This is a genomic window from Thermomonospora umbrina (assembly GCF_003386555.1).
GTDB lineage: Bacteria > Actinomycetota > Actinomycetes > Streptosporangiales > Streptosporangiaceae > Thermomonospora > Thermomonospora umbrina.
Map to the genome: position 1 here is coordinate 5,534,176 of NZ_QTTT01000001.1, position 24,166 is coordinate 5,558,341.

Below are 24,166 nucleotides of genomic sequence, written 5' to 3' on the forward strand. Positions count from 1 at the left end.
CGGACTCGGCGTGGCCGCTGATGCGGCTCTGATTCTGATGAGTTCCTGGATTGTGCCGGCCGATCCGCTCGGGACCGTCCGTGCGACGCATGGGAAGCGCCGCTGTCCGACATAAGGTACCAAACCGCCAGGAGAAGGCAAATCATCCGCAAAACGGACATGAGCTGGGTCACGAGGACTCTGTGTGCGCCTGCTCCAGGGTGTCAGGGGGTAAAACCAACCCCTCCGAGGGTTCATTCCCGGTCAAGCGAGATTCATGGACCCGTGCCCCGCGCCCCCGGGACGGGGGGCGCACGGGCCGCGGTGAGGGCTACGGACGCCCGGCGCTGTGGAAGTTCGAGGCGTAGTAGCCCGAGGTGATGGGGACGACCTCGACGTTCTTGCCGGTCCGCGGGGCGTGGATCATCTGGCCGTTGCCCACGTACATGCCCACGTGGCCGAGGCTGCTGAAGAACACCAGGTCGCCCGGCTGCAGGTTGCTCCTGGAGACCGTCTTGGTGGCGCTGCGCTGCGAGTACGTGGTGCGCGGCAGGTTGACCCCGGCGGCGCCCCAGGAGCGCATCATCAGACCCGAGCAGTCGTAGCCGTTCGGCCCGGAGCCCCCGTACACGTACGGCTTGCCGAGCTGGGCGTAGGCGTACTGCAGGGCCACGCGCGCCGAGCCGCTGGCCGGGCCGTTGTACGTGCCGCCACCACCGCTGCGGGGCCGGTCCGGGGGGACGCCCAGACGACGCAGGAGCTTCTCCTGGTCGTTGATCGCCTTCTCGACCTTCTTCTTCTGGCCCTTGAGGTCGGCGTGCCGCCGCCGGACGTCGTTGTAGGCCTCCTGCGCCTGGGCCTGGCGGCGCTGCAGGCGCTGGGCGGCGGCCAGGTACACCGTCAGCTCGCTGCTGCGGTTGCGGGACAGGTGCGTGAAGACCGCGTTCTGGTCGAGGAGCACCTGCGGGTCGCCGCCGGCGACGAAGGTCTTCAGATCGGCCATGTCGCCGTTCTTGTAGGCGTCGGCGGCCATCTGGGCCACCCGGCGACGGGCCTTGTCGAAGTCGGCCCGCTCGATCTTGGCGGCGTTCGTGGCCGCCTTCAGCTTGGCCTTGGCGGTCTTCAGGTCCTCGCCGGCCTGGTTGTACTTCTCCACCAGCTTGTCGACCTGCTCGTTCAGCTTGTCGAGCTGCTTCTGCACCGACGAGGCCGAGGGCGGGGTGGGTTCCGCCCCCACGGTGGTGACGGGGAGTGCCACCGTCGTCGCGACGGTGAGACATGCGGTCGCCCAGATCCGGCGGGTCTTCTGGCTGGCCACGGTCGCGTAACGCCCCTCTCGGTCCACCCTCTTCGGCGGACGACACTAGCGACGGGTCACACCGGTCACAACCGATTCGTGGGTTTCTCCAGTGGTAAATCCGATTCGGTCACTCTTCGTGGTGAAATTTTCACGAAGCGCGGCTCCGTGGGAACGCCCCGTGACGGAGCGGCGGGACCATGCCCAGACCGGCCAACAGGTCCAGCGCGGCCATCTCGCGATCGTCGAGATGCACCGCCCGGTCGGGCGGGGCGGGCCCGCCGACCCGGAGCAGCGTGGTGACGACGCAGTCCCCGCAGGCCCGCACCGTGCAGGTGTCGCAATCGATCATCATGGGTCTCCTCCTCGCCTCGTCGTACCGACGCCACGACGCTAAGCGACGGGTACGACAGAACCCGGAGAAGGCACGGGACGGGCGGGCGGGGCGGCGGAGGCGGCGTTCAGGTGCGGCCGAGGCGGCGCAGCAGCAGCCGGGAGGGCGCGGGCCGGGCCTCCGCGCGTCGGGCGGCGTCGGCGACCTCGCGGTCGGAGGAGACCACGACCACGGGCCGTCCGGGGGGCTCGGCCCGGACCAGCTCGCCGATCAGTTCGTCGGCGGTCTGCCCCGGCCTGCTGAACCGCACCCGGACACCGCGCGGGGCGGCCATCACCACGGGGGCGTCCAGTTCCGCGCCGTCGAACACGCAGGTCATCTCGGCGCCGGTCTGCGCGGCCAGCCCGCCGAGGCCGCTCACCAGCCGGCCCCGCTGGTCGGACAGCGGCAACTCGCCGTACCCGGCCTTGGTGACGTTGTAGCCGTCGATGATCAGATGCACCCGGGGCAGGGTCAACAGCCGGTCCAGCAGTTGCGGGTCGTCGTCGGGCAGCGCCCGGCCGGGCAGCGTGCGGTGGGCGGGGCGTTCGGGGGCGACGGAGCCCACCACGTCGGCCGGGCGGGCGATCATCGACGGCAGCGCCAGCTCCCGCCGCACGCCCTGGGCCGCGTCGACCAGCGTGTCCACCAGCATCCGCAGCCGGACGTCGTCGACGTTGCGGCCCTCCCGGGCGGCGCGTTTGGCGTTCTCCGCGGTGGCCTCGGCCTGCGCCAGCCTCGCACGCAGTTTGCGCAGCTCCTTGTCGGCGGTGGCGCCGGCCTCCTTGGCGGCGGCGCGCTCCCGCTCGGTCTCGGCCGCCAGCGCGTCGGCCCGCTGCCGCGCGGCCCGGGCGGCCACCCGCTCCTCGTGCAGCCTGCGGCGCAGGTCGGAGATCTCCGCCTTGGCCTCGCGCAGCTCCGTGCGCAGCCGCTCCACCTCTTGGGCGCGTCCGGTGCGGGCGGCGGTCAGCTCCTCCTGCAGCGCGGAGATCCGGCGCTCGTGCGCCTCGTCCTCGGCGGCGCTGGCCGAGCGCTCCAACTCCTTACGGGCCGCCTCCACCATGCGCGGCCACCCCGGGGGGCGGACGAGGTAGGCGATGACGGCGATCTCGATCGGGTCGGCGGCCGGGGGGACGGCGTCCGCCTCCACCGCGTCGACCAACTCGGGGCGGGCCGCCCGCACGGGGACCGCGACCTTCTCCCGGAACACGGCGTCCCGTTCGAGGAGCGGGGCGATGTGGCGTCCGGCGTGCCTGGCGCGTTTGCGGCGCTCCCAGCGGGCGAACGGGCGCAGCGGCGCGGGCACCTCGTCCATCGGCAGCGTCCCGATCACGTCGGCGGCGGCCTCCACCACCCGAAGGCGCACCGCCTCCGGCAGCGGGCCGTCGAGCCGTTCCGGCGGCTCGCGCGGGACCTCGGGGGTTTCCGGGCCGCTGTCGATGATCGTGCTCCTCCCAGGCTCGGCCGCGCCGGACGGCGTGCAAACCGGGTTCTCACCGGCGTTCCACGCAAAGTTCGATCGCAAACGCATGTCGGATCGCAAACGCACAAGCGTACGCCTCCACCCTAGAGCCCCCTGACCGCCCCCGAGCGGGGGGTGACCGGACTGAAATGTCGGAGGTCGGGTCTACGGTCGCCGCCATGACGACTGACCGGATCGCCGACTGGGCCGCCGGGCGGACGGCCCCTGGCGTGCAGGGCACCCTCGACGATCTCGGCACCCCCTTGGCGGACGTCACCTTCGTCGTGGTGGACCTGGAGACCACCGGGGGCTCCCCGGCCGAGTCCGCGATCACCGAGATCGGCGCGGTCAAGGTGCGCGGCGGCGAGCACCTCGGCGAGTTCGGCACCCTGGTCGACCCCGGCGCCCCCATCCCGCCGTTCATCACCGTGCTGACCGGCATCACCCAGCAGATGGTCACCGCCGCGCCGCGCATCGAGTCGGTGCTGCCCGCGTTCCTGGAGTTCGCCCGCGGCTGCGTCCTGGTCGCCCACAACGCCCCCTTCGACATGGGCTTCCTGCGGGCCGCCTGCGCCTCCCACGGCTACGCCTGGCCGTCGTTCCCGGTGGTCGACACCGCCGACCTGGCCCGCCGGGTGCTCACCCGCGACGAGGTGCCCAACTGCCGGCTCGGCACCCTGGCGCGGTTCTTCCGCGCCGGCACCGAGCCGTGCCACCGCGCGCTCGCCGACGCCAAGGCGACCGTCGACGTGCTGCACGGGCTGATCGAGCGGATCGGGTCCTTCGGCGTGCAGTCCCTGGAGGAGATGCGGGCCTTCGCCAAGACCCCCACCCCCGACCAGCAGCGCAAGCGCCACCTGGCCGACGGCATGCCCAGCGCCCCGGGCGTCTACCTGTTCGAGGACGCCCATGGCGAGGTCCTCTACGTGGGCAAGAGCGGCGACCTCCGCACCCGGGTGCGCTCCTACTTCACGGCGTCCGAGACGCGTCGGCGGGTGCGCGAGATGGTCGGATTGGCCGAGAGCGTCCGGCCGATCGTGTGCGCCACCGGTCTGGAGGCGGAGGTCCGCGAGCTGCGGTTGATCGCCGAGCACAAGCCCCGCTACAACCGGCGGTCGAAGTTCCCCGAGCGGGCGCTGTGGCTCAAGCTCACCCTCTCCGAGGCGTTCCCGCGCCTGTCGATCGTCCGCGAGTGCCGCGACGACGAGGCGGTCTACCTCGGTCCCTTCGGCTCGACCCGGGTCGCCGAGGAGGCGCGCGCCGCACTGCACGAGGCGGTGCCGCTGCGCCAGTGCACCCAGCGGCTGACACCCCGGCTGATCGAGCAGGGCCGGGCCCGCGGATGCGTTCTCGGCGAGATCGGCCGCTGCGGGGCGCCCTGCGAGGGGCGCGAGCCCCCCGACGCGTACGCCCGGCACGCCGACACGGCCCGCAGCATCATGGAGGGCGACGTGCGCCCCGTGCTCGCCGCCGCCCAGGTCCGCATCGACCGCCTCGCCGTCGAGCTCCGTTACGAGGAGGCGGCGGCCCAGCGCGACCGGCTGGCGGCGTTCGTCCGGGCGGCGGCCCGGGCCCAGCGCCTGGCCGCGCTCGCCGGATGCCCCCAGCTCGTGGCCGCCCGCCCCGGGTTCGGCGGCGGCTGGGACCTGGCGGTGGTCCGTCACGGCAGGCTCGCCGGCACCGGGACGATCCCGCGCGGCGCGCACCCCTGGCCCTACGTGGACGCGGTCGTCGCCACCTCCGAGACCGTCTTCCCCGCGCCGGGCCCGGCGGGCAGCGCCACCGCCGAGGAGATGGAGTGCGTGCTGCGCTGGCTCGACGGTCCCGGCGCCCGGCTGGTGGAGGTCGACGGCACCTGGAGCTGTCCCGTCCACGGGGCCGAGGGGCTGCGCGCCCGGATCGACCGCGCCTACGCCCCGGTCGACCACGAACGCGACACCCGCCGCCCCGGGCGGCCACTAAGGTGATCGGGACGATTCAGGCGTTCGGTGATCCGGTGGAGCCGAGGGGAGACGTGCGTGGCCCTGCCGCTGTACGACAGCCAGCCCGCCCGGCGTGCCCCGCTGGTGACCTATCTGCTGGTGGCGGTCAACGTCGTGGTCTTCGTCCTGACGCCGATGGCCAACTTCGCCCTCGCCCACGGCACCGGCGAGGTCCGCGGGTGCAACGCCCTCGAGTTCACCCTCGAGCACGGCGCGATCCCCAAGGAGCTGACCACCGGTCGGCAGCAGCCGCCCCCCGCGCACGTGGGCCCCTGCACGGTCGAGCCGTTCGAGAAGGACCCGTGGGTGTCGGCGTTCACCTCGATGTTCCTGCACGGCGACTGGCTGCACCTGACGGGCAACGTGGTGATGCTGTTCGTCCTGGGCGCCGGGGTGGAGGACCGCATCGGCCGGCTCCGCTACCTCCTGAGCTACCTGTTCTTCGGTCTCGTCGCCGTCTACGGCTTCGCCTTCACCTCTCCCGACTCCACGGTCCCGCTGATCGGCGCGTCCGGCGCCATCGCGGGGGTCCTGGGCGCCTACCTCATCCTCAATCCGCGCGGTCGCATCGTCAGCTACGTCCCCCCGATCATCGTCAGTCGCCTCCCGGCCTGGGTGGTCCTGGGCCTGTGGTTCGTCCTCCAGTGGGTGTCCCTGGGCGACGAGGAGAGCAACGTCGCCTACGTCGCCCACATCTACGGTTTCGTGGCGGGCCTCCTGTTCGCCCTCATGGCCCGTCGCGTCGGCCCCGCCCGCCGCGCCGTCGCCCTCGCCGGGGAGTGACCCGGGCCGGCCCCGATAGGCTGCCGGGCGACCCGACGAGGCAGGAGGACCAGTGATCACCGCGATCGTGCTGATCAAGACGGACGTCGACCGCATCCCGGAGGTGGGCGAGCAGATCGCCGCCCTGGACGGGGTCAGCGAGGTCTACTCCATCACCGGGGAGTACGACCTGATCGCGATGGTGCGGGTGCGCCGCCACGAGGAACTGGCCGAGGTCATCCCCGGCCGCCTCAACAAGGTCCCCGGCATCCTCGACACCGAGACGCACATCGCGTTCGAGACCTACTCCCAGCACGACCTGGAGGCGGCCTTCTCCCTCGGGATGCCCGACTAGCGGGCCCCCGACGGCGTCACCTGAGGGATTGGGAGACCTCGGTCCAGCGCGCCAGGAGGGCCGAGGCCGCGCCGGAGTCGACGGTCTCGGCGGCCCGCGCGTACGCCTCGCGCAGCGACTCGGTCAGCTCCGCGGCGGGCGGGCTGCCGGCCGCGGCGACCATGACGGCGGCGGCGTTCAGCAGGGTCATGTCGCGGACCGGGCCGGGCTCGCCGGCGAAGAGCCCGCGGGCCACCCGGGCGTTGTAGGCGGCGTCGGCGCCGCGGAGCTGCTCGGCCGTGGAGCGGGCGAGCCCCAGGTCGGCGGGGTCGAAGGTGACCTGCTCGGCGGTGCCCTCGCGGACCACCCACACCGTGGAGGTGGCCGTGGTGGTCAGCTCGTCCAGGCCGTCGTCGCCGCGGAAGACCAGCGAGGAGCAGCCGCGCTCGGCGAAGACGCCCGCGACGACGCCGGCCATGCGGGGGTGGAACACGCCGACGGCCTGCGCGCGGGTGCGCGCCGGGTTGGTCAGCGGGCCCAGGAAGTTGAAGACCGTCGGGATGCCCAGCTCACGGCGGGCCTTGGCCGTGTGCTTGAAGGCAGGGTGGAAGATCGGGGCGAAGCAGAAGGTGATGCCGACCTCCTCCGCGACCCGGGCGGTGCGCTCGGGGGAGAGGTCGATCGCGACGCCGAGCGCCTCCAACAGGTCGGCCGAGCCGCACGCGGACGTCGCCGCCCGGTTGCCGTGCTTGACGATCCGGACGCCGGACGCGGCGGCGATGATCGAGGCCATCGTGGAGAAGTTGACCGTGTGCGCCCGGTCGCCGCCGGTGCCGACCAGGTCGGCGATCGGGGAGCCCGGATCGGAGGGCACCTCGAACGGGGTGGCGTTCGCCAGCATGCCGTCGGCGATGCCCGCCACCTCGGCCACCGTCTCGCCCTTGGCCCGCATCGCGACCGCGAACCCGGCGATCTGCGCGTCGGTGGCCTCGCCCGCCATGATCTCGTTCATCGCCCACGCGGTCTCCTCCGAGGAGAGCGACTCGCCGTCGAGCAGGGCGTTGAGCAGTGCGGGCCACGTCGTGCGCGCGTCCATGTTTTCCCCAAGCGATGCGTTCGAGTGCGTGAGAGAAGGCGCAGACGGGTGCGCCCGAGGGAAAGAGGGTCCCGGTGGGCGTTCGGTCAGCGGACCGGCAGCCGGGAGTCCAGTCGCCGCCGCATCAGGCCGGCGACGGCCTGGGCCAGCGCCATCGGGTCCAGCGGCATGCTCACCACGGCGTCGGCCCGCGACCAGGTCGCCAGCCAGCCGTCGTCGCGCCGGGCGATGATCGCCGCGAACGGCGGGCAGTCGTAGACCTCGTCCTTGGCCTGTCGGCAGACGCCGAGCCCGCCGGCCGGCTGCGCCTCGCCGTCCACGATCGCCACGTCGATGTCGCCCTCGTCCAGCCGCGCGACCACGGCGGGCTGGGTGGCGATCTCCACGAACTCCACCGGGGGGAGGTCGGCGGCGGGCCGCCGGCCGATCGCCATCCGCACCTGGGCGCGCGTGTCGGCGTCGTCGCTGTACACCAGGACCTTCATCGGGGCGCTGCTGTCGGGGGCGCCGGCGGCCCCGGACGGGGAGGTGCTCATGGCACGCAAGGCTACCGGGTCCGGTGGCGGAGGAGCCCCTAACGGGGGGTCATGCGCGAGACCGCGACCGGGTGACGTAATAATGCTGCCCGTGGCAACAGCATCCGCGATACAGACAACTCCGCACGCTCGGACCAATCGTCCCAACCTGGTGAGCGTGGGGACGATCGTTTGGCTGTCGTCCGAGCTGATGTTCTTCGCGGCGTTGTTCGCGATGTTCTTCACCATCCGCTCGGTGATCATCGGTCAGGACGGCGAGCACGCATGGCCCGGCGCGCCCCTGGACCTCCCGCTGGCCTCGTTCAACACGCTCATCCTGGTGCTGTCCTCGGTGACCTGCCAGATGGGCGTGTTCAAGGCCGAGGCGGGCAAGGTCGGACGCGACGGCGGCCTGTTGAACTTCACCCGGTGGGGCCTGCGCGAGTGGTACGTGCTGAGCTTCCTCATGGGCGCGTACTTCGTGAGCGGCCAGGTCTACGAGTACTACAACCTGGTCACCAAGGACGGCCTGACGCTGTCGTCGTCGCCCTACGGCTCGGTGTTCTACCTGACCACCGGGTTCCACGGGCTGCACGTGACGGGCGGGCTCATCGCCTTCCTCTTCGTGCTGGGCCGTACCTACGCGGCCAAGCGGTGGACCCATGAGCAGGCGACCAGCGCGATCGTGGTGTCGTACTACTGGCACTTCGTCGACGTGGTCTGGATCGGCCTGTTCGGGGTGATCTACCTGCTCGACTACTAGTCCCTGCCTACTCCTACCGACATGACCCGAACGGGGATATCCGTGAAAAGGTTCACCGCATGGCGACGGCGCCCGTGGGCGGGCTACGCCGTCGTGCTGGCGGCCCTGGCGGCGATCGGCGCGATCTACGCCGGATTCTCGCCGCGCACCGACCGTGCCGAGGCGGCCAACGCGAGTCAGGCCGCCGCGGATCTGGCCAACGGCCGGCAGCTCTACACCAAGAACTGCGCGAGTTGCCACGGCCCGAGCGCCGAGGGCACCAAGGACGCCAAGGGCAGGCCGCTGGCGCCCAGCCTGATCGGCGTCGGAGCCGCGTCGGTCGACTTCCAGGTGTCGACGGGCCGCATGCCCGCGATGAACCCCGGCGCGCAGATGCCGCGCAAGAAGCCGATCCCGGAGTTCAACACCGACATCCCGACCGACCAGCATGACGACGAGCTGCGCGAGAAGGCCCTGCACCAGAAGGCCCAGGCCGAGAAGAACCTGGCCGACCTGCGCAACTACATCCAGTCGCTGGGCAAGGGACCGGACGTGCCGAGCGCCGCGATGGTCGATCCCAGGGGCGGCGACGTCGCGCTCGGCGGCAAGCTGTTCCGCACCAACTGCGCCCAGTGCCACAACTTCGTCGGCTCCGGCGGCGCGCTGACCGGGGGCAAGTACGCGCCTCCGCTGGACAGCTCCGACGTGACGCCCACGCAGATGTACGAGGCGATGGTGACCGGGCCGCAGGCGATGCCCGTGTTCAACGACACCACGCTCACGCCCGAGCAGAAGCGCGCGATCATCGCCTACGTCGTGGAGACCCGCGAGGAGCCCAACCCCGGCGGCAACGGACTCGGCCGCATCGGCCCGGTGGCCGAGGGGCTGGCCGGCTGGCTGATCGGCATGACGATGCTGGTGCTGGCGGCGATGTGGCTGACCGCAAAGAAGCCGAAGAAGCTGAAGAAGTCATGAGCGACAACAACACCGGCTCCAACGAGCCCACCGAGCCCGGCGACGCGGTCCACGAGCAGCGGCAGTCGCCCAAGCGCGTGATCGGCACGCCCGCCCAGGACGGCCGCCTGCTGGTCACCGCGGAGGGCGAGCCCGCGCCGCACGGCGCCGGGGCCGAGCTCGACGAGGAGTCCGCCAAGCGCGCCGAGCGCGTCGTGGCGCTGTTCTTCCTGCTGGCCGCGCTCGGCAGCGTCGGCTTCATCGCGGCGTACGTCTACGCCGGGACGCTCGGCGAGAACGGCATGCACGGCGTCGACGACGCGCAGGTCTCCAACTACCTGCTCGGCGGCGGCATGACCGTGGCGATGCTGGCGATGGCGATCGGCGTGACCATCTGGGTCCGCCGCCTCATGACCAGCAAGCAGATCATCCAGAAGCGCGGCAACCTGTACTCCGACGAGCCCACCCGCGAGGAGTTCGCCACGAACTTCCTGGAGGGCGCCGGGGACAGCGCGGTCACCAAGCGGCCGCTGCTGCGCCGCACGCTGCTGCTGGCCGCCGCCCCGCTCGGGCTGGCGCCGCTGGTGCTGCTGCGCGACCTGGGCCCGCTGCCGGAGAAGCGCCTGCGCCACACCTTCTGGGGCGAGGCCGTCAAGCACGCCAAGGAGCACGGCAAGAAGGGCGTCCGCCTCGTGGTGGACGGCACCAACCGACCGCTGCGGGTCAGCGACTTCGCCACCCCGGGCTCCATGATCACGGTGCTGCCGGAGGGGATCGAGGAGTCGCACCACGCGATGAACGACATCGCGAAGGCGGTCACCATCCTCATCAACATCCCCGCCGACCGGTTCAAGCCGGTCAAGGGCCGGGAGAACTGGCACGTCAACGGGATCGTGGCGTACTCGAAGATCTGCACGCACGTGGGCTGCCCGGCGGCCCTGTACGAGCAGACCACGCATCACATCCTGTGCCCGTGCCACCAGTCGACGTTCGACGCCACCGACGGGGCCAAGGTCATCTTCGGTCCGGCGGCGCGCTCGCTGCCGCAGTTGCCGCTGGCGGTCGAGGACGGCTATCTGATCGCCACCGGTGACTACCCCGAGCCGGTGGGCCCGAGCTTCTGGGAGCGCGGATGAGCACACCGGCACCCCCCAAGGCGGTCTCCGGGCCGCTGAACTTCATCGACGACCGGCTCGGTTCGACCACCTTCTTCAAGCGGAACATGAAGAAGGTCTTTCCGGACCACTGGTCGTTCATGTTGGGCGAGATCGCCCTCTACTCGTTCATCATCCTGCTGCTGACCGGGACCTTCCTCACCCTGTGGTTCCAGCCGAGCATGCACGAGGTGGTGTACGACGGCTCGTACGAGAAGCTCAAGGGCGTGCCGATGTCGGCCGCCTACGAGTCCACGCTGCACATCACGTTCGACGTGCGCGGCGGTCTGCTCATGCGGCAGATGCACCACTGGGCCGCGATCCTGTTCATGTGCGCGATCTGCGCCCACATGCTGCGGGTGTTCTTCACCGGCGCCTACCGCAAGCCGCGCGAGCTGAACTGGCTCATCGGCATCGGGCTGTTCACGCTGGGCATGGTCGAGGGCCTGTTCGGCTACTCGCTGCCCGACGACCTGCTGTCCGGCACGGGCCTGCGGATCACCCAGGGCGTCGCCGAGTCGATCCCCGTGGTCGGCACGTACATCTACATGTTCCTGTTCGGCGGCGAGTTCCCGCACGGCACGAACGGCGAGATCATCCCGCGCCTGTTCACCCTGCACGTGCTGCTCATCCCGGGCATCATCCTGGCGCTGGTGACGGCGCACATGATGATCATGTGGCATCAGAAGCACACCCAGATGCCCGGCCCGCAGCGCACCAACGAGAACGTGGTCGGCTACCCGTTCTACCCGGTGTTCATGGCCAAGACCGGCGCGTACTTCCTGTTCACCTTCGGCGTCGTCGCGCTGATGGCGACGTTCGCGCAGATCAACCCGATCTGGCTGTTCGGTCCGTACGACCCGGGCGCGATCTCGGCGGGCTCGCAGCCGGACTGGTACATGGGCATCCTCGAGGGCTCGCTGCGGATCATGCCCAACTGGGAGACCACCGCGTTCGGCCACACCGTGAGCTGGAACGTGTTGATCCCGGCCCTGGGTCCGCTGGGCATCATCTTCACCGGCGCCGCGCTGTGGCCGTTCATCGAGCAGTGGGTCACCGGCGACCGGCGCTGGCACCACACCGTGGAGCGCCCGCGCAACGCCCCGGTCCGCACCGGCGTCGGCATGGCCGCCGTCGCGTTCTACGGTCTGCTGTGGCTGGCCGGCGGCAACGACGTGATCGCCGAGAAGTTCCACGTGTCGCTGTTCGCCACGACCTGGTTCTTCCGGTTCGCGGTCATCATCGGCCCGATCCTGGCGTACATCATCACCAAGCGGGTCTGCCTCGGCCTGCAGCGCAGCGACGCCGCCACGATGCACCACGGCGTCGAGGCGGGCATCATCCTGATGTCGCCGGACGGCGCGTTCAGCGAGAAGCACGAGGCGGCCAAGGAGCAGGAGCGCGCCGTCCTCCTCAGCAAGGAGAACACGTCGCCCGCGCTGCCCGGCGCCGACGCCAACGGCATCCCGGCGCCCGGTTCGAAGGGGCCGGTGGGCCACCTGCGGGGCCGTCTCTACCGCTACTGGACCTTCGACGACATTCCGGTGGAGGAGCACGACGACCACCACGAGGTCGAGGGGGGCGAGGGCGGCCACAAGGAGCTCACGCACTAGGCCGCCCTCCCGCGAGGAGTCGACGAGCCCGCCCCGGGGACACACCCCGGCGGCGGGCTTCGTCATGAAGGGGGCCGTGGCATGCTGGGGCGCGAGATGACCAAGACTCTGGTGGTGACCAATGACTTCCCGCCCCGGCCGGGCGGGATCCAGGCGTTCGTGCACAACCTGGCGGTCCGGAGGCCGCCGGGCTCGGTGGTGGTGTACGCCCCCGCGTGGAAGGGCGCGGCCGAGTTCGACGCCGGGCAGAAGTTCCCGATCGTGCGGCACCCGACGTCGCTGATGCTGCCGGAGCCGTCGGTGCTGCGCCGAGCCGGCGCCCTCGCCCGCTCCGAGGGCTGCGACACGGTGCTGTTCGGCGCCGCCGCCCCGCTCGGCCTGCTGGCCCCCGCGTTGCGCCGGTACGGGGTCGAGCACTGCGTCGGCATCACCCACGGGCACGAGGCGGCCTGGGCGTCCCTGCCGGTGGCGAGGAGCGCGCTGCGGCGGATCGGCGAGGGCCTGGACGTGCTGACCTACCTGGGGGAGTACACCCGTTCGCGGATGGCCGCCGTGCTGTCGCCGCAGGCCGCCTCCCGCATGGCGCGACTGGCGCCCGGAGTGGACGAGACGGCGTTCTTCGCGGGCTCCGGCGGCGCCGAGGTCCGCCGCCGGTACGGCCTCGCCGACCGTCCCGTGGTCGTGTGCGTGTCCCGCCTGGTGCCGCGCAAGGGGCAGGACGCCCTCGTTCACGCGTGGCCCACGGTGCTGCGCAAGTTCCCGGACGCCGCGCTGCTGCTGGTCGGCGGCGGCCCGTACCGCGCCGATCTGGAACGACTGGCGGCCGAACGCGGTGTGTCCGACTCGGTGGTCTTCGCGGGCAGCGTGCCGTGGGAGCAACTGCCGGCCCACTACGACGCCGGTGACGTGTTCGCCATGCCGTGCCGCACCCGCCGACGCGGCCTGGACGTCGAGGGGCTCGGCATCGTCTACCTGGAGGCGTCCTCCACCGGCCTCCCCGTCGTGGCGGGCGACTCGGGCGGCGCTCCCGACGCCGTCCTGGACGGCGAGACCGGCGTGGTCGTCCGGGGGCGTTCCGTCCCCGAGCTCGCCGAGGCCGTCACCGACCTCCTGGCCGACCCCGAACGGGCTCGCAAGATGGGGGAGCAGGGCCGGGCGTGGGTCGAACGCGAGTGGCGCTGGGACGTCCAGGCCGCCCGCCTCGACACGCTTCTCACCGGGGGCTCCTGACCCTCGACACGGGCCCGCGTCGGACGTCGTGCGCCTGCGGGCCTCAGAGCCGTTGGGCGCGCTGCCGGTGAACGTCGGGCCGGCGGTCGTCCGGAGGGCTCAGGGGGCGGGCTTGGGGGCGCAGTCGGGGTCGTGGAGTTCGAACCAGACCAGGCGTCCCTGGGAGGTGCGGCGGCTGCCCCACTGCTTGGCGAGCAGGTCCACGATGAGGAGGCCGCGACCGCTCTCGCCGTCCGACTCCTGCTTGGGCGCGGGGACGGAGTCGGACGAGCCCGCGTCGCGGACCTCGCCGCGGACGACGTCGCCGACGTGGCGCAGGGCCACCTCGATGGTGGGGGAGTCGGTGTGCACGATGGCGTTGGCCGTGACCTCGTCGAGGAGCAGGATGGCGTCGTCCAGGACCGGGCACCCGGCCAGGGCCGTCGCCGCGAAGTTCCGTACCTTCGCCAGTTCCTCGGGCTCGCCCTTGAAGGCCCTGCGGTGCACCCGCTCGTTCGTCACGGTCGTCCTGTCCTTCCATGCCGGTCCGCTCCCGGAATCGTCGTCACCGGATCGCTCGGCACGCTGACGCCTCCGGCACGGTCCCCATTGACCTGTGCCTTTGCGCAACTGTACGTAACGATACGCTCTCGAAGAGCAATCATCATGACCCTTGGCAATCCATGGTGGCGCGCCGGACCGCCCGGCGGGTCACGGATCGGGGCAACCCGCCCCGGCCTCCTGCGAGCAGTGATTTACGGTCGGTATCGACTCTGGGATGCGGACCGCCTCCCCGAGTCGGGAACGCCCTGTGGAGGGTCCGAGGCCCCCTCGATATACCGGTTGCGGCAGGGAGTCCGTTCCGGGCAAGGTGCCGGACATGGCCGATGAAGCGCCGGAACCGCGCACCGTACAGGACGTCCTCGCGTTGCAGACCCGGGGACGGCGTTTGAAGTTCCTGTTCTTCTGGGGCCATCGGCCGTCCGCCTCCCAGGAGGTCGGCAAGGGCTGCCTCAGCCAGTGGTGGGAGGGCTCGTTCACCGTGGACGGCGTCACCTACCGGAGCGCCGAGCATTGGATGATGGCGCACAAGGCCCGCCTTTTCGGCGACGACCGGACCTTCGACCGCATCATCGACGCGACCCATCCGGCCGAGGCCAAGAAGCTCGGCCGTGAGGTGCGCGGATTCGACGACGCCCGCTGGGGGTCCCACCGCTCCGAGATCGTGACCCAGGGCAACGTCGCCAAGTTCGGCCAGGACCCGGCCCTGCGCGGCTACCTCCTCGGTACGGGAGACCGTGTCCTCGTGGAGGCCAGCCCCCTTGACCGCGTCTGGGGCATCGGCCTCCGCGAACAGGACGAGCGGGCGATCGTCCCCGCCCGCTGGCGCGGACTCAACCTCTTGGGCTTCGCCCTCATGGAGGCCCGCGCCCGGCTCCGGGGCTGACGCCACCCTCCCCCCGTGGGACGTCACCCCCGAACCGCGCCCGTCCCCGCGTGGCGCCACCGGTCTCCAGGTGGACGCCCTGCCACCGCGCCGACGGCAGGGCGCCCGCCTCAAGGCCGGATGCCGCCCCCGCGTCCGACACCTCCGAAGCCGCGCCGGCACCCCCGACAACCGAACTCCACGCCGCCCGTTCCCTGCAGGGCGATGACCCGGTCGAGTCCGGCGGCCGGGCGCCCAGGGTGGGGGAGTCTGGAGGTGGGCGCCGGACGCATGGCGGGCCGACCGCATCGGTCATGAGCGTGGACGAGGGTGCCGGACGCGGTCCGGTGCGACGGCCGGCCGAACCGGGGAACCCGGAGGGACCGTCGTTCCTGCTCCAGACCCATCCGCACCTCCCCGGCGATGCCGGTGACCGGCCGCACCAGCGACGTTAGGCACCCCACCCAAACCCCGCACGTTCCTTAGGGAACCTTTAAGGTCCAGCTCACTTCGGCTTAGGGCGTGTGAGGTCCGACATGGCCGCCGTGGGGTCGATTCGGGCGTCGGGTCAGTGGTGGTCGGCCTCGGCGGGATGGTCCTCGGGGGCGGTGGGCATGGGCGGGGGCGGTTCGGAGAGGAAGAGGTCGAGGAGGCCGGGGAAGCGGGCGTCGAGGTCGGCGCGGCGGAGGGTGATGTAGAGCTTGCGGCCCTCGGGGCGTTGGCGGATGACGCCGCTCTCGCGGAGGACCCGCCAGTGGTGCGTGAGGGTGGACTTGGGGACGCCCGGCAGCAGGGAGCCGCAGAAGCGCTCCTCGCCGGAGGCGAGTCCGCGGACGATCCGGGCGCGGACGGGGTGGCCCAGCGCGGCCAGGACGTCGACCAACTCGATCTGGTCGCGGGCGGGGTGCAGCAGGGTCATGGGTCCATCGTACGTAGTTTTCGTACATCCGGTTGACGTGGGGCGATGTTTGTACGAGGATCTCGTACGTTCATACGGTTCGTTCGTCTCGGACGGACGTACCACGGGAGGGACGCCGTGGCGGAGGAGTGCTCGTCATGATCGATGTCGCAGTCGTCGGCGGTGGCCCCGTGGGCATGCTGGTGGCGGCCGAGGTGGCCCTGCAGGGGGTGCGGCCCGTCGTGTTGGAGCGGCTCGCCGAGCCCGGCGGAGAGTCCAAGGCCGGGACCCTGCACGCCCGTACCGCGCAGAGCCTCGATCGCAGGGGGCTGCTCGAGGCGGTCGGGCGGCCCGTGTACGGCGGGGTGGGCTTCCACTTCTCCGGCATGTTCGGGCTCGACCTCGGTCGGGTCGTGGAGGACGGGCCGACCCTCGTCGGCAGCCCGCAGGCCTGGGCCGAGCACGTGTTCGCGGAGCGGGCCCTCGAGTCGGGCGCCGAGATCCGACGAGGTCAGGAGGTCACCGGGCTGGTGCAGCACGACGACCGCGTGACCCTCACCGTGAACGGACGGGAGGTCGACGCGCGGTACGTCGTCGGTGCGGACGGCGCCCGCAGCGTCGTCCGCAAGGCCGCGGGGATCGCGTTCACCGGCACCGAGGCGCGCGTCGCCGCGCTCATGGGCGCCGTGCGACTGCCGGACGACCTCCCCGGAGGCTGGCATCGGACGCCTCGCGGCTGGCTCCTCGTCTGGCCCGCCCGGTCCGGTCGTGGTCGCATCACGACGTACGACTACCGGGGGCCGCACGCCGATCGGCAGGCGCCGGTCACCCTCGACGAGCTGCGGGCGGCGGCCGAGTACATCGCGGGGCGGCCCATCCCGATGAGCGACCCGCAGTTCCTGAGCAGGTACGGTGACGCGGCGCTCCAGGCGGAGACGTACCGGAGGGGACGGGTGCTGCTGGCGGGCGACGCCGCGCACGTGCACTTCCCGTGGGGCGGTCAGGGTCTGAACACCGGGCTGGAGGACGCCTTCAACCTCGGCTGGAAGCTCGCCGCCGAGGTCCGGGGAACGGCTCCGCGCGGGCTGCTCGACACCTACCACTCCGAGCGTCACCCGGTGGCCGCGCGCGTGCTGTGGAACGTGCGGGCCCAGAACGCCCTGGCGCATCCCGACCCGGCCGTCGACCCGCTGCGCGAGCTGTTCGCCGAGCTGATGCGGTTCGACCAGGTCAACGAGCACCTCAGCGGCATGGTCAGCGGGGTGCGCACCGTGTACGACGTGGGCGTCCCGGGGGCGGGGCACATGGCCCCGGACATGGTGCTGCACGTCGACGGCCGTACGGTCCGCCTCGTGGAGCTGCTGCGCGCGGCACGACCGCTCCTCCTCGACCTCGCCGACCGGGACGATCTGGTGGAGGTCGTCGAGGGCGGTCCGGTGTCGGTCGTCCGGGCCAAGGCGGAGCGGCGGGAGCCGACCGACGCGCTGTTGGTCCGCCCCGACGGTTACGTGGCCTGGGCGGGCGGCGACGTGGCCTCCCTCCGCCGAGCCGTCGCCCGCTGGTTCTGAACGAGCCCGGAGTCATGGCGGTCATCGGCGGGCGGCGCTTGCGGTGGACGCCGCGAGCAGGGAGCCCGAGAGCAGCAGCCCCGCGAGGACGTAGGCCAAGGGCGCGAAGCCGTGAGAGGTGAGAGGTCCGGCGATCTGCGGACCGATGCTGGCGCCCAGGAACAGCACGGCGGTGAACAGCGAGATCGCCGGTCCACGGGCGTCACCGGCGCGGGTGCCGACGGTGTCCACCAGCCCCGGCGCGGCGATCGCGATCCCGCCGGTGAGGGCGATGAGCAGCACCGCCAGGACGGCCGTCCCCGGCTCCAACAGCCCCGCCAGGGCGACCGCGCCGGCGGCCAGCGCCAGCGCCGCGCCCACCCGATGGGGTCCGGGCAGCCGGGCCAGACGCGGGGTGAGGAACGGGATCGCGAGGATGACGGGCAGCGCGGCGGCGCGCAGGCCCAGCAGCCCGTCCACGCCGCTGAGCTCGAGACCGGTGAACACCGCGACGAACGAGCCCAGCACCGTGAGCGTGGCCAGGTAGAGCCTCCGCAGCCGGGGAGAGACCAACAGGGCGGGCATCGCGCGGTAGGCGTCCAGCGGGGACCGCCCACCGACGGGCGGATCCGGGAGCATCACCCGGTGCAGGGCCACGGCGGCCACGGCGAACGCCACCGCGCCGAACAGGAAGAACGCGCGCCACCCCACGGTCGCCGCCAACCCCTGCGCGGCGAGCTGGCCGAGCACGGCCGCCGACAGGAAGCCCGTGGTCATCGCCGTCAGCGTGACCAGGCGCCGCCGGGGCTCGACGCGTTCGCCGACGTACGCCATGGCGACCGGAGGGAAGGCGCCGATCGTCAGCCCCTGCAGGGCGCGCAACGCGAGGCCCGAGCCCAGTGAGGGCGCGGTCGCCACCAACGCCGTGGTGAGCGTCGTCGCCGCGACGCCCCAGACGACCACGCGGCGTCGTCCGAACCGGTCGGACAGCGGGCCGAACAGGAGGAAACCGGCCACATAGCCGAACCCGAACACGCTCACCATCCAGGTCAGCGTGGTGCGACCGGCGCCCCAGTCGTCCTCCATCGCGGCGAACAGCGGGATGACCCCGTACAACTGGCCGGTCGCGAGCAACGCGGTGAACGAGAGGACCGCCGCCGTACGGGCGAACGGCGCCGTCGCCGGAGCCGGTCGGGGGGTGGGGCGTGATGGTGCGAGGCTCATGATCCGGACGCTAGCCAACCAACCGGTTGGGTGTCAACCAACCGGTTGGTGTGATGCATGCCCTAAGATGACCGTCATGTCGAGGGACGCCGCCGGTACCACCAGAGACGCCCTGCTCCACGCCGCGCGCGAGGAGTTCGCCGCCCACGGCATCGCCGGGGCCCGGGTCGACCGGATCGCCCGCCGCGCCGGGGTCAACAAGGAGCGCATCTACGGCCACTTCGGCAGCAAGGACAAGCTCTTCGACACCGTCATGAACGTCGCCCTCGACGAACTCGCCGAGGCGCTCTCCCAACCCGGCGAGGACCCGGTCGAGTACGTCGGGCAGCTCTTCGACCACTACCGCGCCCACCCCGAGGTGCTGCGGCTGCTGATGTGGGAGTCCCTCCACCAGCGGGACGAGAACCTGCCGCACGACCAGCGGCGCGTCGACCGCTGCCGCGCCAAGGTCGACTCCCTCGCCTCCGGCCTCGCCCGCGAGACGGGCCCGGAGATGGGCCGTCTCATGTTCACCCTCATCGGCCTCGCCGCCTGGCCCACCGCGATGCCCCAGATCGCCCAGATCATGCTGGGCGACCTGGCCGGCGACCCCGACGACCCCGCCGCGATGCGCGAGCACGTCACCGCCTTCGCCCGCGCCGCGCTGGAGAAGGCCGACCCCCGCTGACCCGCGCCGCGTGGCGAATCGGCGGCGTGGGAGGACCCCGGCACCCGATGGGCCGCCTCGCGCCGGCGGAGGTCGATGCCGGTGGTTCGGCGGGCGGCTTCGTAGGATCGCGGTATGAACGTTGTGATCGCCGGGGGCCATGGGAAGATCGCACTGCTGCTGGCCGCAAGGCTGGCGGGCCGGCGTGACGGGGTGACGGCCCTCATCCGCAATCCCGACCACGCCGACGACGTCCGGGAGACCGGGGCGCGGCCCGTCGTCCGCGACCTGGAGCGCGCCTCGGTCGACGAGGTCGCCGAGGTGCTGGCGGGCGCCGACGCCGCGGTCTTCGCCGCCGGCGCCGGGCCGGGCAGCGGCGTCGCCCGCAAGGACACCGTGGACCGGGGAGCGTCCGTGCTGTTGGCCGACGCGGCCGAGCGGGCGGGGGTCGGCCGATTCGTGCAGATCTCCGCCATGGGCGCCGGGCTGCCGCCGCGCCCGGGCACCGATGAGGTGTGGGCCGCCTACGTGCGGGCCAAGGGCGAGGCCGAGGACGACCTGCGCGCCCGTGATCTCGACTGGCTGGTGCTGCGGCCCGGCCGGCTCACCGACGACCCCGGAACGGGACGGGTGACGCTGGCCGAGCCCGAGGTGGGCCGGGGCGACGTGACCCGCGACGACGTGGCCGCCGTGATCGTCGCGCTGCTGGACGCCCCGGCCGTGCGGCGCCGCACGCTCGACCTCGTCAACGGGCCGGTGCCCGTCGCCGAGGCCGTCGCGGCCCTCGGCTGAGGGCGGCGACGGGCCCGGCGGTCAGGAGTACAGCGCCTCGATCTCGTCGGCGAAGTCCCGGAGGACGACGTTGCGCTTGACCTTGAGCGACGGGGTCAGGTGGCCGGTCGCCTCGGTGAAGTCGACGTCCAGGATCGCGTACTTCTTGATGGCCTCGGCCTGGCTGACGCTGCGGTTGGCCTCGGCCACGGCGGTGTCGAGGGCGGCGCGCACGTCGGCGTCCTCGCGGGCCTGCGCCGGGGTGAGCCCCGGGGACCTGCCGTGGGCCTGCGCCCACGGCCCGAGGGCCTCCTCGTCCAGGGTGATCAGGGCGCCGATGAACTTGCGCCCGTCGCCCACCACCAGACACTGGCTGACCAGCGGGTGGGCCCGCAGCCGGTCCTCCAACGGGGCCGGGGCCACGTTCTTGCCGCCCGCGGTGACCAGGATCTCCTTCTTCCGGCCGGTGATCTTGAGGTACCCGTCGGGGTCCAGCGAGCCGAGGTCGCCGGTGCGGAACCAGCCGTCCTCCACCGCCTCCTTGGTGGCGGCCTCGTTGCCCCAGTAGCCGCGCAGCACGTTGACGCCCTTGACCAGCACCTCGCCGTCGTCGGCGATCCGCACGTCCACGCCGGGGATCGGCCGGCCCACGGTGCCGACCCGCATGGCGCGCGGCCGGTTCACCGTGGCGGGGGCGGTGGTCTCGGTCAGGCCGTAGCCCTCCAGGATCACGATGCCGACCCCGCGGAAGAAGTGGCCGAGCCGTTCGCCGAGGGCCGCGCCCCCGGACACCGCGAACTGCACCCGGCCGCCGACGGCCTCGCGGAGCTTTCCGTAGACCAGCCGATCGAACACCCGGTGCTTGATCTTGAGGCCGGTCTTGGGGCCGCCCGGCGCGTCCAGGGCCCTGCTGTAGGCGATGGCGGTCGCGGCGGCGGCGTGGAAGATCTTGCCCTTGGCCCCGCCGCCGGCGGCGGCCTTCTGCTCGGCGCCGTTGTAGACCTTCTCGAACACCCGCGGCACGGCGAGCAGGAAGGTGGGCCGGAAGCTCGCCAGGTCGGGCAGCAGGGACGGGATGTCGCTGTGCGCGAGCACCACCCCGCCCTCGATGCAGCCGACCTCGATCAGCCGGGCGAACACGTGGGCCAGCGGCAGGAACAGCAGCGTCGAGGAGCCCTCGAAGGTGACCTCGCCCAGCGCGCCCTGCAGGCTGTTGCGCGCGGTCGAGACGAAGTTGAAGTGGGTGAGCTCGCAGCCCTTGGGACGGCCCGTGGTGCCGGAGGTGTAGATGAGGGTGGCGACGTCGGAGCCCGTCCGCGAGGTGCGGCGCTCCTTGAACGCCTCCTCGGTCACGTCCGCGCCCGCCGCGGTCAGCTCGGCCACGCCGCCGCCGTCGATGCCCCACACGTGCGCCAGCTCCGGCAGGGACTCCCGCACCTCCGCCACCGAGGCGAGGTGGGCGTCGGTCTCGGCGACGAGGGCCTTGGCCCCGGAGTCGGCGAGGATCCACCGGATCTGCTCGGGGGAGGACGTCTCGTAGACGGGGACGACGACGCCCCCGGCCGCCCAGACGGCGTAGTCGAAGAGCGTCCACTCGTACCGGGTCTGCGACAGCAGGGCGACGCGGTCGCCGGGCTCGACGCCGGCGGCGATGAGCCCCTTGGCCACACCGGTCACCTCGGCGGCGAACTCGCCGGCGGTGACCGCGCTCCACGCGTCCCCGGCCTTGCGGCGCAGCACGATCCGCCCGGGATCGGCCTCGGCACGGGAGAACGGCGCGTCGGTCAAGGTGGCGGACTCGGGCACCTTCACCATGGCGGGGACGCTGATCTCGCGCACGGTCACTCCTCCATTGAGCACGGCAAACGACCTGACAGGACGCTACCGCTGTTGACATACCGGTGGGTAGCGTCCAGTGGGGGAACGCCGTTCACAATCGCGTCACATTCCCTGCGCCCCAGGTTATGCGCTCGGCCGCCCGAAGGGTCCCCGGGTTCCCCGGGCAAAGCATCCGTCAGTGCAAGGTGATCCGCCACTGTCTCCCCTAGGCTTGACGGCACACGCGACGGGCGGAGGAGGGGGTGTCATGGCGCTGCTCGAAGTGATCGCTCTCGACGCGGACGACGCGCGCGCGGCCGAGGAGGGCGGCGCCGACCGGATCGAGGTCGTCGCCGACATGGCCGCCGACGGGCTCACCCCCGATCCGGAGGCGGTGGCCCTGATGCGCCGCGCCACCTCGCTGCCGATGCGGGTGATGCTGCGGGCCAACCCCGGGTTCCGCACCACCGCGCCCGAGTTGGACCGGCTGCGCCGCGCCGCCGAGGACCTCAAGGACGCGGGGGCCGACGGCTTCGTGTTCGGCTTCCTGGACGCGGCCGGCAACGTGGACCTGGCCGCCACCGGCAAGCTCGCCGCGGTGACCGCCCCGCTGCCGTGGACGTTCCACCGCGCCGTCGACCACGCCGCCGACGCGGCGCGGGCGTGGGACACCGTCTGCGACCTCGGCGGCACCCTCGACACGGTGCTCACCGCGGGCTCGTCGCGCGGGGTGGACGCCGGGGGCGAGACGCTGGTCCGCAGGGCGGCGGGCAGCCCCGGCCCGGCGCGGATGATCATGGCCGGCGGGGGGCTCCGCCGCAAGCACGTGGCGCTGTTGGCCGCCGCCGGCGTCGGAGCGTTCCACGTGGGCAGCGCGGTGCGCCCGGACGGCTCGTGGGACGCCCCGGTGGACGCCGCCCTCGTCCGCGAATGGCGCACCCTGGTCTCCGCCGCCGTCGGGGGCTGAACGGCGCACCTCGCCCGGGCCGCCCGGGTGAAAGGGCCGTATTGTCGGTCCATGCGGATCCACGTGGTGAGCGACGTCCATGGGAACGCGGAGGCGCTCGCACGGGCCGGGGACGGCGCGGACGCGTTCCTGTGCCTGGGCGACCTGATCCTGTTCATCGACTACTCCGACCACCGGCAGGGCATCTTCGCCGAGCTGTTCGGACAGGACAACGCCGACCACCTGATCGCGCTGCGCACCGAGAAGCGGTTCGACGAGGCGCGGGCGTTCTCCAAGCGGATGTGGGCCTCGCTGGAGGGCGGCGCGTGGCCGCACATCGAACGCGCCGTGCGGAGCCAGTACGCCGAGCTTTTCGCCGCCATGCCCGCGCCCGCGTACCTCACCTACGGCAACGTCGACATCCCGCAGATGTGGGCCGACCACCTCCGCGACGGCCACCGGGTGCTCGACGGGGAGGTCGCCGAGATCGGCGGTCTGCGCTTCGGGTTCGTCGGCGGTGGGCTGCGCACCGTCTACCGCACCCCCAACGAGGTCGACGACCACGTGTACGCGGAGAAGGTCGCCGCGGTGGGGGAGGTGGACGTGCTGTGCTGCCATATCCCCCCCGCCGTCCCCGAACTGCTGTACGACACCGTCGCCCGCCGGTTCGAGCGCGGCAGCGAGGCGGTGCTGACGGCGATCCGCGAGACCCAGCCCCGGTACGTGCTGTTCGGCCACGTCCACCAGCCGCTGGCAAAGCGGATGCGGATCGGCCGTACGGAGTGCGTCAACGTGGGGCACTTCCGGGCCGGCGGCGTGCCGTTCGTCCTGGACCTGTGACGATACTGTGCGCGGGCGGCCCGCGACCGGGCCCCCGCGAACCCGAGGGGAAAGGCATCCGATGGCGGACCGCGCGAGTTCTTCCATCACCGTCGAGGCGGGCAGGTCCGCGATCATGACGGTGATCGCCGACCTGGAGTCCTATCCGGAGTGGGCGGGGGGGATCCGCGAGGTGGAGGTGCAGGAGACCGGCCCCGACGGCCGTCCCGCCAGGGCCCGGCTGACGATCGACGCGGGCCCCATCAAGGACTCCTACGGGCTGGCCTACGTGTGGGACCCCGACGACTCCGGCGTGCGCTGGGAGCTGGTCGACAAGGGGAACGTCGTCACCGCCCTGCACGGCTCGTACCGGCTCACCGAGATCGGCGAGGGTGTCACCGAGGTGGTCTACGCGTTGGCCGTGGACGTCCGGGTGCCCATGATCGGCCTGGTCAAGCGCAAGGGCGAAAAGATGATCATAGACTCGGCGCTCAAGGGGCTCAAGCGACACGTCGAACGCTGAGCGATACCTTCGTTACCGGCACCGTACGACACGGTGCCCCGCCGACCACGATGGTGTGTCCGCCGTCCCGGCCGCC

24 protein-coding genes are annotated in these 24,166 nt (G+C 72.2%); 15 read left to right on the top strand and 9 right to left on the bottom strand.

Annotated features, from left to right (window positions below):
- Positions 1-310: 310 nt before the first annotated feature.
- From DFJ69_RS24730 to DFJ69_RS24740, 3 genes are all read right to left on the bottom strand, one after another.
- The gene (locus tag DFJ69_RS24730) at positions 311-1,237 is read right to left on the bottom strand and encodes a C40 family peptidase (RefSeq protein WP_116026877.1); all 927 of its coding nucleotides are present in this window, start codon (positions 1,235-1,237) and stop codon (positions 311-313) included.
- A gap of 190 nt (positions 1,238-1,427) precedes the next feature.
- Positions 1,428-1,631, bottom strand: coding sequence for a hypothetical protein (locus tag DFJ69_RS24735; RefSeq protein WP_116024814.1), 204 nt, complete (start codon positions 1,629-1,631; stop codon positions 1,428-1,430).
- Between the two features lie 106 nt (positions 1,632-1,737).
- Positions 1,738-3,180, bottom strand: coding sequence for an NYN domain-containing protein (locus tag DFJ69_RS24740; RefSeq protein WP_116024815.1), 1,443 nt, complete (start codon positions 3,178-3,180; stop codon positions 1,738-1,740).
- Between the two features lie 110 nt (positions 3,181-3,290).
- Here DFJ69_RS24740 and DFJ69_RS24745 point away from each other — a divergent pair, with 110 nt between their 5' ends.
- The 3 genes from DFJ69_RS24745 to DFJ69_RS24755 are packed head-to-tail and all read left to right on the top strand — an operon-like array spanning position 3,291 to position 6,210.
- Positions 3,291-5,078, top strand: a complete 1,788-nt coding sequence (locus tag DFJ69_RS24745; protein WP_245974563.1) for a DEDD exonuclease domain-containing protein — start codon at positions 3,291-3,293, stop codon at positions 5,076-5,078.
- Positions 5,079-5,129: 51 nt separating this feature from the next.
- The gene (locus DFJ69_RS24750) at positions 5,130-5,876 is read left to right on the top strand and encodes a rhomboid family intramembrane serine protease (protein WP_116024817.1); all 747 of its coding nucleotides are present in this window, start codon (positions 5,130-5,132) and stop codon (positions 5,874-5,876) included.
- Positions 5,877-5,928: 52 nt separating this feature from the next.
- Positions 5,929-6,210, top strand: coding sequence for an Lrp/AsnC family transcriptional regulator (locus tag DFJ69_RS24755; protein WP_116024818.1), 282 nt, complete (start codon positions 5,929-5,931; stop codon positions 6,208-6,210).
- A 16-nt stretch (positions 6,211-6,226) separates the two neighbouring features.
- Here DFJ69_RS24755 and trpD read toward each other — a convergent pair whose 3' ends face one another.
- Both trpD and DFJ69_RS24765 read right to left on the bottom strand, forming a co-directional pair.
- The gene (gene trpD, locus DFJ69_RS24760; RefSeq protein WP_116024819.1) at positions 6,227-7,285 is read right to left on the bottom strand and encodes an anthranilate phosphoribosyltransferase; all 1,059 of its coding nucleotides are present in this window, start codon (positions 7,283-7,285) and stop codon (positions 6,227-6,229) included.
- An 86-nt stretch (positions 7,286-7,371) separates the two neighbouring features.
- Positions 7,372-7,821, bottom strand: a complete 450-nt coding sequence (locus DFJ69_RS24765) for a response regulator transcription factor (protein WP_170177768.1) — start codon at positions 7,819-7,821, stop codon at positions 7,372-7,374.
- A gap of 82 nt (positions 7,822-7,903) precedes the next feature.
- On the opposite strand from DFJ69_RS24765, the gene ctaE reads away from it, so the two are divergent.
- The 5 genes from ctaE (at position 7,904) to DFJ69_RS24790 (ending at position 13,493) form a co-directional block, all read left to right on the top strand.
- Positions 7,904-8,563, top strand: coding sequence for an aa3-type cytochrome oxidase subunit III (gene ctaE / locus DFJ69_RS24770; protein WP_116024820.1), 660 nt, complete (start codon positions 7,904-7,906; stop codon positions 8,561-8,563).
- 42 nt (positions 8,564-8,605) lie between these two features.
- Positions 8,606-9,517 carry a cytochrome bc1 complex diheme cytochrome c subunit gene (qcrC, locus tag DFJ69_RS24775; protein ID WP_116024821.1) on the top strand — a complete coding sequence of 304 codons (912 nt, stop codon included), beginning with the start codon at positions 8,606-8,608 and terminating at the stop codon, positions 9,515-9,517.
- Positions 9,514-10,632 (top strand): cytochrome bc1 complex Rieske iron-sulfur subunit, encoded by a 1,119-nt coding sequence (qcrA, locus tag DFJ69_RS24780; RefSeq protein ID WP_116024822.1) that lies wholly within the window; start codon positions 9,514-9,516, stop codon positions 10,630-10,632. The genes qcrC and qcrA overlap by 4 nt, the downstream gene beginning before the upstream one ends.
- Positions 10,629-12,263 (top strand): cytochrome bc1 complex cytochrome b subunit, encoded by a 1,635-nt coding sequence (qcrB, locus tag DFJ69_RS24785; protein WP_116024823.1) that lies wholly within the window; start codon positions 10,629-10,631, stop codon positions 12,261-12,263. The genes qcrA and qcrB overlap by 4 nt, the downstream gene beginning before the upstream one ends.
- A 96-nt stretch (positions 12,264-12,359) precedes the next feature.
- Complete coding sequence (locus DFJ69_RS24790) at positions 12,360-13,493, top strand: glycosyltransferase family 4 protein (protein ID WP_116026879.1); 1,134 nt, start codon at positions 12,360-12,362, stop codon at positions 13,491-13,493.
- Positions 13,494-13,592: 99 nt separating this feature from the next.
- Here DFJ69_RS24790 and DFJ69_RS24795 read toward each other — a convergent pair whose 3' ends face one another.
- Entirely contained in the window at positions 13,593-13,994 is a 402-nt protein-coding gene (locus tag DFJ69_RS24795; RefSeq protein ID WP_170177769.1) for an ATP-binding protein, read from the bottom strand.
- A gap of 358 nt (positions 13,995-14,352) precedes the next feature.
- Here DFJ69_RS24795 and DFJ69_RS24800 point away from each other — a divergent pair, with 358 nt between their 5' ends.
- On the top strand, positions 14,353-14,919 hold the full coding sequence (locus DFJ69_RS24800; RefSeq protein WP_116024825.1) for a riboflavin biosynthesis intermediates N-glycosidase: 567 nt from the start codon (positions 14,353-14,355) through the stop codon (positions 14,917-14,919).
- Between the two features lie 547 nt (positions 14,920-15,466).
- On the opposite strand, the gene DFJ69_RS24810 is transcribed toward DFJ69_RS24800, so the two are convergent.
- Positions 15,467-15,817 carry an ArsR/SmtB family transcription factor gene (locus tag DFJ69_RS24810; RefSeq protein ID WP_116024827.1) on the bottom strand — a complete coding sequence of 117 codons (351 nt, stop codon included), beginning with the start codon at positions 15,815-15,817 and terminating at the stop codon, positions 15,467-15,469.
- A gap of 137 nt (positions 15,818-15,954) precedes the next feature.
- On the opposite strand from DFJ69_RS24810, the gene DFJ69_RS24815 reads away from it, so the two are divergent.
- Positions 15,955-17,364: an FAD-dependent monooxygenase gene (locus DFJ69_RS24815; protein WP_116026880.1), complete on the top strand. Its 1,410-nt coding sequence runs from the start codon at positions 15,955-15,957 to the stop codon at positions 17,362-17,364.
- A gap of 21 nt (positions 17,365-17,385) precedes the next feature.
- Here DFJ69_RS24815 and DFJ69_RS24820 read toward each other — a convergent pair whose 3' ends face one another.
- The gene (locus tag DFJ69_RS24820) at positions 17,386-18,567 is read right to left on the bottom strand and encodes an MFS transporter (protein ID WP_116024828.1); all 1,182 of its coding nucleotides are present in this window, start codon (positions 18,565-18,567) and stop codon (positions 17,386-17,388) included.
- A 76-nt stretch (positions 18,568-18,643) separates the two neighbouring features.
- Between DFJ69_RS24820 and DFJ69_RS24825 the strand changes: the two genes are divergently transcribed.
- The gene (locus DFJ69_RS24825) at positions 18,644-19,234 is read left to right on the top strand and encodes a TetR/AcrR family transcriptional regulator (RefSeq protein ID WP_116024829.1); all 591 of its coding nucleotides are present in this window, start codon (positions 18,644-18,646) and stop codon (positions 19,232-19,234) included.
- A gap of 114 nt (positions 19,235-19,348) precedes the next feature.
- Positions 19,349-20,005 (top strand): NAD(P)H-binding protein, encoded by a 657-nt coding sequence (locus tag DFJ69_RS24830; protein WP_116024830.1) that lies wholly within the window; start codon positions 19,349-19,351, stop codon positions 20,003-20,005.
- A gap of 21 nt (positions 20,006-20,026) precedes the next feature.
- On the opposite strand, the gene DFJ69_RS24835 is transcribed toward DFJ69_RS24830, so the two are convergent.
- On the bottom strand, positions 20,027-21,823 hold the full coding sequence (locus DFJ69_RS24835; RefSeq protein ID WP_211328731.1) for an AMP-dependent synthetase/ligase: 1,797 nt from the start codon (positions 21,821-21,823) through the stop codon (positions 20,027-20,029).
- Positions 21,824-22,070: 247 nt separating this feature from the next.
- On the opposite strand from DFJ69_RS24835, the gene DFJ69_RS24840 reads away from it, so the two are divergent.
- The 3 genes from DFJ69_RS24840 to DFJ69_RS24850 all read left to right on the top strand — a co-directional run bounded on the left by DFJ69_RS24840 (position 22,071) and on the right by DFJ69_RS24850 (position 24,090).
- Entirely contained in the window at positions 22,071-22,769 is a 699-nt protein-coding gene (locus DFJ69_RS24840) for a copper homeostasis protein CutC (RefSeq protein WP_116024831.1), read from the top strand.
- 51 nt (positions 22,770-22,820) lie between these two features.
- Positions 22,821-23,588, top strand: a complete 768-nt coding sequence (locus tag DFJ69_RS24845; protein ID WP_116024832.1) for a metallophosphoesterase family protein — start codon at positions 22,821-22,823, stop codon at positions 23,586-23,588.
- Positions 23,589-23,649: 61 nt separating this feature from the next.
- Positions 23,650-24,090 carry an SRPBCC family protein gene (locus DFJ69_RS24850; protein ID WP_116024833.1) on the top strand — a complete coding sequence of 147 codons (441 nt, stop codon included), beginning with the start codon at positions 23,650-23,652 and terminating at the stop codon, positions 24,088-24,090.
- Positions 24,091-24,166: the final 76 nt, after the last annotated feature.